This is a genomic window from Acidobacteriota bacterium, assembly GCA_016712445.1.
Classification (GTDB): Bacteria; Pseudomonadota; Alphaproteobacteria; order Caulobacterales; family Hyphomonadaceae; genus Hyphomonas.
Genome location: JADJRB010000008.1, coordinates 46,810 through 53,341, shown reverse-complemented (window position 1 = coordinate 53,341; position 6,532 = coordinate 46,810). Strand labels below are relative to the sequence as shown.

Below are 6,532 nucleotides of genomic sequence, written 5' to 3'. Positions count from 1 at the left end.
AGAATCGGGTTTTTGAAAATGTCGGGTAAGCCTGGGCGGTCTGGAACCAATCGTCAGCTGCATAAACCGTTTGCCGACGCGGTGCGGGCGGTTTGCATGGAAGTCAAAGCCGGCGACCATGCAGGAAGGCGAAAGCTCGCAGTGATCGCCGATAAGCTCGTGGAGTTGGCAATGGGCGGCGACCTCGACGCGATCAAGGAAGTCTCGAACCGGCTCGACGGCAAGGCGGCGCAGCAACTTGCGATTACCGGCGAGGACGGCGGTCCGATCAAGTCGCAGGTCACCGTGCTCATCGGCACGTTCCCGGAGGACGGCGAGGAGCCGGAGGACGGCGAGGACGCCAACGACCAGGAAGGCGAGGGCGAGCCCGCCTGATGGCCGCCGCCGCGATCCGCATCCCGACGGGTGGATGGCGACCGCGGAAGTACCAGGTCCGCCCCTGGAACTATCTCGTAAGAGGCGGAAAACGCTGCGTTCTGACGTGGCCGCGGCGCCACGGAAAGGACGAGATGGGGCTGCAGTTCGGGGCTGCGGCGTCGCAAATGAGGCCGGCGAACTACTGGCACATGCTCCCCGAGGCCAATCAGGCACGGAAGGCGATTTGGGAGGGGATGAACCCTCACACCGGCATGCGCCGCCTGGATGAGGCGTTCCCACGAGAGCTGATTGCGTCCAGGCGCGACACCGACATGCGAATCGAGTTCAGGAACGGCTCGACATGGCAGGTGGTCGGCTCCGACAACTACCGCTCGCTGCTGTCGTCGCAGCCGGCCGGCATCGTCATGTCGGAGGCCGCCCGCGCCGATCCTGGCGCATGGTCCTACCTGCAGCCGATGCTCGAAGAGAACGGCGGGTGGGCGCTGTTCATCTCGACGGTGTTCGGGCGCAACTGGTTCTACGAGCTGAACAGGTTGGGCCGCGACGACCCGAGCTGGTGCGTCGACAAGATCAGCGCGGAGCATGCCGGCGTGTTCTCGCCGGAGCAGCTGGCGCGGATCCGGAACGAGTTGATCCGGCTCAACGGGCCGGACGAAGGCGACGCGATCTACCGCCAGGACTATCTGAGCGACTTCCTGGCCAGCGTCCCCGGCGCCTACTACGCCCGGCTCATGCAGGACGCCGAGGACGAGGGGCGCATCTGCAAGCTGCCGTACGATCGAGCGACCACGGTCGACACTTGGTGGGACATCGGCGTCCGCGACGGCACCGCGATCTGGTTCACGCAACGCTGCGGCCCGTGGCTGCACTGGATCGATTACTACGAGCACAAGTCGGCCGGCGCCGACCACTACGCCCAGGTGCTGCACGACCGGGCGCGCGAGAAGGGCTACATCTACGGCCGCCACACCGGCCCGCACGATGCCAGGGTGCGCGATTGGGGCGCGGGCGCCGTGCCGAGGATCGAGGTGTTGGCCAAGCTCGGCATCCAGATGGTCGCCCAGGGCGCCGTCCCGCTGTCCCAGGCGGGCTACCGGCGCGACGGGATCGATGCCCTGAGGCGGCTGATCCCCCGCTCGCGGTTCGACAAGGAGGCCTGCGAGCGCGGCATCGAGTGCCTCATCGAGTACCACCGCGAGTGGGACGACAGCCGCAAGATCTTCCTCGACGTGCCGTATCACAATTGGGCGTCTGACGGCGCCGACGCCGGCCGGGTCTGCGCGATGGGCCAGGGCGACGAAAGCCTGCCGGGGACCGAGGACCGGCAGACCCGGCTGATCCGCGCGCACCAGGCCGAGGCGCGGAAGGTGGCCCGCGGGCCGATCTCCGGCGACAACTGGAAGAGGCTCTGATGCGCAACGCCCTGTACGGCCCGACGCCCCCGCCGGACGAGCCGCGGCAGGACGCGCACGTCATGGCGATGCAGATGGACCGCTACGTCCGGTCCACCGAGGCGCTGCACCGATGGTCGGAGACGGCGATCCGCTGCCTGAACTACCGGCATGGAGAGCAGTGGCTCGACAGCGAGAAGGCCGAGGACCGCCCGTCGCTCACGATCAACCGGGTCGCGCCGCTGGTGAACATGATCGACGGGTATTTCCGGCAGAACCGCTACGACATCATCTACAAGCCGGGCGGCCTGTCGCCCGGAACGGACGATGTCGCGACGACGCTGACCAAGCTGGAAAAGGCGGTATCGACCGCCAACCAGGGCAAGTGGCACGCGGCGGAAGTCTTCAACGACGGCGTATCGACCGGCCGCGGCTATTTCGGATTACCGGATCGATTTCTCCAGAACGACCTGGGCGAGATCAAGGAAACGGTACTCGACCCGTTCCACGTCCGGCCCGACCCGGACGCAGACGACTATGATCCGGCGACCTGGAACTACGTGCAGATAGACTCCTGGCTCTCCCTCGAGGACATCGCCGCGACGTACGGCCAGCTCGCCTGCGACCTCGTCGACATGAGCTCGATGGGCGGCCCGGCGCGGACGATGAACAGCACCGGCGGCAGGGTCGGCCTCGACCAGTTTCAGCCGCCGCGCGGCTTCAAGCAGCTGGAGGGCTACCTCGCCGCCGATGACCTGAACTCGACGTGGAACGGCGTCCTGGCGTCCGCTCCCTGGGATCACATCAACCGCACCCGCAGGCTGCTGCGCACCATCGAGACGCAGCATCGCGTCTGGACGGGGGCCAACGTCTTCATCGACCAGCAGTCCGGCGCCAAGCGCCCATGCCCGGTGTGGTGGGACCGCGAGCACATCGACGCGGTGTTGCAATGGTCGCAGCTCCGGGGCCTGCCGATCACGATCCGCGCCGAGAAGATCAAGCTGGTGCGGATGACGGTCAGCGCGGGCGACGTCGTCCTGCACGACGAGTGGTCCCCGTACCGGAGCCTCACGGTCGTCCCGTACTTCGCCTACTTCCGGAAGGGGCTGACGCGGGGCATCGTCAACGACCTCCTCGACCCGCAGGACGAGGTGAACAAGCGCCGGTCGGTCTACCTGCACATGGCCTCGTCGACCGCCAACAGCGGGTGGCAGTGGGAGCGCGGCTCCCTCACCGACGAGATGGAATCGCGCATGGAGAACGAGGGCGCGCGCCCCGGCCTCAACGTCGTATACGAGCGGGGGTATCAGCCGCCGACGAAGATCCAGCCGGGCGCGCCGGCGCAGGCGTTGGAGCGGCTGGAGCTGGCGGGCAAGGAGGACATCAAGGAGATCGCGAACATCAACGACAGTGCCTTGGGCCAGCTCGACCGGGTGCAGAGCGGCCGCGCGATCATAGCCCGGCAACGGACCTCCATAATCGGCAACGAGTACGTCTTCGACAACTTCTCGCGGTCCCGGTACTTGTGCGGCAGGCTAAAGCTCGAACTGTTCCAGGATCACTACACCGAGCAGCGGCTGATGATGTTGGAAGGCGATACCGGCTCCTTGCACCCGACGATGATCAACCAGCGGCTCGCCAACGGCACGATCGCCAACGACATCACCGGAAGCACGTACGACGTGACGGTCGACGAGCGGCCAATGGCTGATACGTTCGCCGAAGCGCAGATGGGCGATCTGCTCGATATTGTGGACAAAGGCATCGTTCCGGGGGCACTAATAGCGGACATCATCGTCGATGCGTCGTCTATGCCGCGCAAAGACGAGATCAAGCGCCGGATCGACGCCATGATGCAGATGCAGGTCGCCGACATGCAGGCCGCGGGCCAAGCTGCAGGAATGCCGCCGGGCGAGGACGGCGGGCCGGCGGCGCCCGAAGGCACCGGTGCCGGGCCTGCGCTGCCACCAGATCGAGGGCCGCTGTGAGCAACATCAATCTCGGCAGGCAGATCGAGGACGATTACCTCCTCCTCGCGTCGCGCGAGCAGCTGGCGCAGGCGATCGCCGTGGAGGGTGACGATCCGTCGTTCTGGTGCGTGATGATCCTGACCTCGGGCAGATCGATCATTCGCCGGCACGGCCGCCTGAACCTGAGCGAGCCGCACAAGGTGCTTGCGATGACGCTGGCGCACCGGCTCAACGCCGAGGCGGCGTTCGACGGCGCGTGGTTCTGCGCCTGGGCGAACCCATCGCCCGACACGATGATCCCGGTGAACCTGTTCTGCGTCTGGAAGGACCAGGACGGCGACGCGCCGTTCCACATAGCCTTCGATGATCGCATCGACGCGCTGATCGCGTGCGACATGAACCACCTGCTGACGCAATGCGAGATGGCCTACCGCCAGTATTGGGCGGACCTGGCGAACCTCGACATCAAGCCGCAGCACATGCGCAAGCTGGCGCAGGGGCAACGCTTCTGCGACGCGCATCCGACTTCCGGGAAGGTAGACCCGATAATTCTACCTGCCGCCGCCGGGCAACGGGCGTTGCTGCGCATGGCAAAGCGATAGGAGCCGAGTATGAGCGACGACCAGGGCGACAAGAAGCAGATCGATCTCCCGAATCAGTACGGCACGGGCGGGTTCGCTCGGGCACGGCGACCGGAGGACGCGAGGGTCGACGAGCTGCTGAAGGAGGTAGAGGCGGCCGGCATCGATCCCGATGGCGACATCGACGAAGCCGACGAGGTCGACCTGGCCGACGATGAGGACGCGGACGCCGAGCCCGCGGCCCAGGACGCATCCGCACCGGCGGAACCCGAGCCGACCAAGGGGTACATGATCCCCAAGGAACGGCTCGACGAGGTGATCGAGCAGCGCCGCAAGGCGGAGCAAGAGGCCGCCTACCTGCGAGGGCAACTCGACACCCTCAAAGCCGTCGCCGAACGAGGCACGCCGGCATCGGCACCAGCCACCCCGGCGGTCGATCCGGTAGAGGCGATCAAGGCGCAGCTCCGAGAGCAGGCGGCGCGGTACGACGACGGCGAGCTGACTGCCGCCGAGTGGACCGAGGCGCAGATCGGGCTGAACGAACAGCTCCTCGACGCGCAACTCGCCAAGCGGAGCCCGGCCCGCCAACAGGCCCCGGACCAGGAGGACCTGCTCCTGGAAACCGAGACGGCGAAGCTCTATGAGGAATTCCCCGCGGTCGCCAGCATCAGCGACCAGGAAGCGCGGATCCTCGAGCAGCTCGCCTACGTCGAGAAGGCGCGATCGGGCACTCAGTACCCGACCCGCCAGAACGGCAGCTTGACCCCAGCCGGCCTGCTGGCACTGCGCCAGGATGTAGCTCGGCTCGCACAGCGGCAGTGGGGCGACAGTCCCGCCGGCGCACCGACCCCAGGCGGACAGGCGCCGAAAGCGCCGAAGCCGCCGCGCTCCATGTTTCCACCCTCCCCCCATGACGTCGGCACCCGAGATGGTGGCGCCGCCCTCGACAACATCGGCGGGTTTAGCGAAAAGCAGATCCTGCGGATGGGAACGACCGAGTTGGCGAGGCTTCCGAAAGGCGTGCTCGACAAGATCAATGAAAGATACGGAAATGGCTGAGACCGATCCGGCTGCTATCTCTGCGCTCCGCAAGAAACTGTGGAGCGTTCAGGCGTGGCAATACCAACTCGACGAGAACTTCTTCTCCGCGTCCGGCATGATGGGCACGTCGAACGGCGACAACGGCAAGCCAGTGCACTTTGTCGATGAATTCACGAAGACGGACAGCGGCGACAAGTGCGTCATCACGCTGATCCTGGACCTGACCGGCGACGGCGAGTCCGGTGATGACCAGACCGAGGGTCGCGACGAGGCGATCCTGTTCGATTACTTCGAGATCACCCTCGACCAGTTCAAGAAGTCCGTGAAGAACCGGGGCCGCATGAGCGAGCGGCGCACGGTCATGAAGTTCCGCTCCTACGCCAAGGAGGCGATCGGCCGCTGGAAGGGGCAGACGATCGAGGAGCTGATGATGCTCACCGGCGCCGGCATCTCCTTCGATTACCGCTACGACGGTCGCGCCCGGCCGAACGGCGGCATCAAGCGGCTCGCGTTCGGGGCCGACATCACCGCCCCGTCGTCCAAGCGCAAGGTGTTCCCTGGTGCCGTGACGGCAACCAGCGGCCTGGCCGTCGGCGACAAGATGTCCTGGGATGTGCTCGTCACCGCGCGCACCAAGGCCGAGCGGGCGCGGATGCCGGGCGTGCGCTACAAGGGCGGGACGAAGTGGTCCGTCGTCATGAGCCTGGAACAGGGTCGCGACCTGCGGCAGGACTCGGACTATCAGGCCGCCATCCAGAACGCCGGGCTGCGCGGGCCGACCAACCCCGCCTTCACCGGCATGTTCGCGGACGTGGACGGGCTGATGCTCTTCCAGCACCCGAAGGTGCCGAACACCCTCGGCACCACCGTCAAGTACGGGTCCGGCGGGCTCGTCGACGGCGCCCAGGCGCTCATGTTCGGCACGAAGGCGCTGGCCTTCGCCAAGGTCGGTGAGGACATCTGGTACGAGGGCGAGGAGAACCGCGGCGAGCAGATCGTGTACAAGAACAGCACCATGCTCGGGATGCTCAAGCCGGTCGCAAAGTCGCAGTGGGAGGACGAGACCGACCAGGACTTCGCGATGATGTCGATCTACTCCGCGGCGGCGCCGTCCTAATCGCCGCCGCGCCGCCCGTCGCTTTCATCAACGCCTTCCGCCGGAGACTGAAAC

At 66.4% G+C, this 6,532-nt stretch carries 6 protein-coding genes; all 6 read left to right on the top strand.

The window, feature by feature from the left end; all coding sequences use genetic code 11:
• Positions 1-96 precede the first annotated feature (96 nt).
• The 6 genes from IPK75_19015 to IPK75_18990 all read left to right on the top strand — a co-directional run bounded on the left by IPK75_19015 (position 97) and on the right by IPK75_18990 (position 6,478).
• The gene (locus IPK75_19015) at positions 97-375 is read left to right on the top strand and encodes a hypothetical protein (GenBank protein MBK8200445.1); all 279 of its coding nucleotides are present in this window, start codon (positions 97-99) and stop codon (positions 373-375) included.
• Between the two features lie 134 nt (positions 376-509).
• On the top strand, positions 510-1,790 hold the full coding sequence (locus tag IPK75_19010; GenBank protein MBK8200444.1) for a hypothetical protein: 1,281 nt from the start codon (positions 510-512) through the stop codon (positions 1,788-1,790).
• Positions 1,790-3,757 (top strand): hypothetical protein, encoded by a 1,968-nt coding sequence (locus tag IPK75_19005; protein ID MBK8200443.1) that lies wholly within the window; start codon positions 1,790-1,792, stop codon positions 3,755-3,757. Before IPK75_19010 ends, IPK75_19005 begins: the two co-directional genes overlap by 1 nt.
• Entirely contained in the window at positions 3,754-4,341 is a 588-nt protein-coding gene (locus IPK75_19000) for a hypothetical protein (GenBank protein MBK8200442.1), read from the top strand. Before IPK75_19005 ends, IPK75_19000 begins: the two co-directional genes overlap by 4 nt.
• 9 nt (positions 4,342-4,350) lie before the next feature.
• Entirely contained in the window at positions 4,351-5,379 is a 1,029-nt protein-coding gene (locus IPK75_18995) for a hypothetical protein (GenBank protein ID MBK8200441.1), read from the top strand.
• On the top strand, positions 5,372-6,478 hold the full coding sequence (locus IPK75_18990) for a DUF4043 family protein (protein MBK8200440.1): 1,107 nt from the start codon (positions 5,372-5,374) through the stop codon (positions 6,476-6,478). The genes IPK75_18995 and IPK75_18990 overlap by 8 nt, the downstream gene beginning before the upstream one ends.
• Positions 6,479-6,532: the final 54 nt, after the last annotated feature.